This window comes from Oryzihumus sp., from assembly GCF_036391795.1.
In the GTDB taxonomy this organism is placed as follows: Bacteria; Actinomycetota; Actinomycetes; order Actinomycetales; family Dermatophilaceae; genus Oryzihumus.
Genome location: NZ_DASVZH010000171.1, coordinates 1 through 2,282, shown reverse-complemented (window position 1 = coordinate 2,282; position 2,282 = coordinate 1). Strand labels below are relative to the sequence as shown.

Here is a 2,282-nt window from a genome sequence, read left to right as displayed (position 1 = left end):
GCGGCCAGGGCGAGCGTCCGCGCCAAGGTGGTCAACGCCGGGCAGGTCTGCACCTCCCCCAGCCGGTTCCTGGTCGACCGCGCCATCGCGCCCGCGTTCACCGAGGCGTTCGTCGCCGCGATGCAGGCGATCAAGGTTGGCGACGGCCTGGCCGACGGCGTGCAGATGGGCCCGATGGTGAGCGCACGGCGCCGGGGCGGCGTGCACCGCCTGGTCGCCGACGCGGTCGAGCGCGGCGCTCATGTGATGCTCGGCGGCGAGCCGGTCCCCGGCCCGGGGTTCTTCTACCCGCCGACCGTGCTGACCGACGTCCCCGCCGACGCCGAGCTGCTGCGCGAGGAGCCGTTCGGGCCGGTCGCGCCGATCTCGGCGTTCGATGACCTCGACGAGGCCCTGGCCAGCGCCAACGCGCTGCCCTACGGACTAGCCGCCTATGCCTTCACCGACTCTGCGGCCACCGCCGAGCGGCTGATCGCGGGGTTCGAGGCAGGCATCCTGTCGATCAACCACTGCAGCGGCTCGGTGCCGCAGGCACCGTCCGGCGGCGTCAAGGACAGCGGCTACGGCCGCGAGGGTGGCCACGAGGGCCTGTCGGGCTACCTGGTCACCAAGCGCGTCTCGCATCGGCTGAGTCCATGATCTGGTGCCGCTTCGACGACGGGGGAAGGCCGCGGTACGGCCTGGTCGACGGGGACGTCGTCACGCCGGTCGCCGGGAGCCCGCTCACCCGGTGGCACCGGCTTCGCCGCCAGCCGCTCCGGCTGGCGGACCTGCGGCTATTGCCGCCGGTTGTCCCTGGCACGTTCTACTGCGCTGGCCTGAACTACAAGGGCCACGCGCAGCGGGCGGCCGCCGGCGACTACCCGCACGGGGCCGTGCCCACCCGCCCGGAGATCGGCTACCGCGCCAACAGCGCCCTGATCGGGCACGGCGAGCCGATCGTCCGGCCAGCCGACTGCGACGAGCCGCTGGTGGCCGAGGGTGAACTAGTCGCCGTGATCGGTCGCAGCACTCGGCACGCTACGCCGGACGAGGCGAGGGCCGCCGTGCTCGGCTGGACCATCGGCAACGACGTCAGCGCGCGCGGCTGGCAGCGCACCGATCGCACCTTCTGGCGGTCCAAGAACAGCGACACCTTCAAGCCGATGGGGCCCTGCCTGGTCACGGGCACCGACCCGCTGGCGGCGACGACCACGGTGCGGGTCGACGGGCAGGTGGCGGCCTCCTTTCCCACCGGGGACATGCTGTTCGACCCGTACGAGTTCATCACGGCCATGTCCCGCTACATCACCCTGCGGCCCGGCGACGTCGTGTGGATGGGCACCGACGAGACCGCCGCCGTGATGCCCGGGCAGGTCGTCGACATCACGATCGACGGCCTCGGGACCCTGTCCAACCCAGTTATCGAGGAGAAACTGTCATGAGCAGCGACCGGCCCGCTTTCATCCATCACGTCAACTTTCCGACGACCGACCCCGAGCGGACCAAGGAGTGGTATACGAAGGTCTTCGGGATGAAGTACATCCAGCCCAAGAGCAACACCAAGGTGGTGCTCATGACGCGGGGCAACTTCGACCTGCACTTCACGCCGGTCGAGGAGATGGACCGGATGGCGCCCTACCACTTCGCGGTCGAGGTCGAGGACTGGGACGGATTCCTGGCCCACCTGCGCGAACTCGGCATCAGGCACACCAGGCCGATCACCCGGCCGGAGAACAACTCCATGTTCTGCTACATCCACGACCCCGACCACACCATGATCGAGATCGTGTACCACCACCGCAGGCAGTTCCCGCCGGTGATGGAGTACGACCCGGCCGAGAACATGGCGAAGGCCAGGGCCGGCGCCGGCGCGCGGGCCGAGTGAGGCCGGCGATGACCTGGGCAGACCGCGACGACGTCCGGCTGTACTACGAGGTGCACGGCAGCGGCCCCGCGGTGCTGTTCGTGCACGGCTCGGGCGGGCACCACGCCGCCTGGTGGCAGCAGGTCGCCGCGCTGCGCGGCGACCACACGGTCATCACGATGGACCTGCGCGGCTTCGGCTGCTCCCGCTGGCACGGCGAGCACGATGCCAGGGCCTTCCCCGGTGACATCGTCGCCGTGCTCGATGCCGTGGCCGCCGACGGGGGGCCGGAGCGGGCCGTGCTCGTCGGCCAGTCCATCGGCGCGGCGGCCGCGCTGCGCGCGGCACTGAGCCGCCCCGACCGCACCGCCGGCGTCGTGCTCGCGCACTCGCTCGGCGGTCTGAAGCACCCCGAGCTTGCCGAGCTGGTGAAGGC

At 71.2% G+C, this 2,282-nt stretch carries 4 protein-coding genes; all 4 read left to right on the top strand.

Translation table 11 applies throughout. From position 1 onward, the window contains the following. Window positions 1–639, top strand: a 639-nt coding sequence (locus VF825_RS10385) for an aldehyde dehydrogenase family protein (RefSeq protein WP_331112908.1), incomplete at its 5' end; no start/stop codon positions are given. Beyond that, complete coding sequence (locus tag VF825_RS10380) at window positions 636–1,424, top strand: fumarylacetoacetate hydrolase family protein (RefSeq protein WP_331112906.1); 789 nt, start codon at window positions 636–638, stop codon at window positions 1,422–1,424. The genes VF825_RS10385 and VF825_RS10380, both read left to right, overlap by 4 nt. Next, window positions 1,421–1,867, top strand: a complete 447-nt coding sequence (locus tag VF825_RS10375) for a VOC family protein (RefSeq protein WP_331112904.1) — start codon at window positions 1,421–1,423, stop codon at window positions 1,865–1,867. Before VF825_RS10380 ends, VF825_RS10375 begins: the two co-directional genes overlap by 4 nt. Before the next feature lie 8 nt (window positions 1,868–1,875). Continuing rightward, window positions 1,876–2,282, top strand: a 407-nt coding sequence (locus tag VF825_RS10370) for an alpha/beta hydrolase (protein ID WP_331112902.1), incomplete at its 3' end; no start/stop codon positions are given.

Coding starts and splice junctions, on each gene's coding strand:
- VF825_RS10380 (WP_331112906.1), top strand. CDS start 636: ATGATCTGGTGCCGCTTCGACGACGGGGGAAGGCCGCGGTACGGCCTG.
- VF825_RS10375 (WP_331112904.1), top strand. CDS start 1,421: ATGAGCAGCGACCGGCCCGCTTTCATCCATCACGTCAACTTTCCGACG.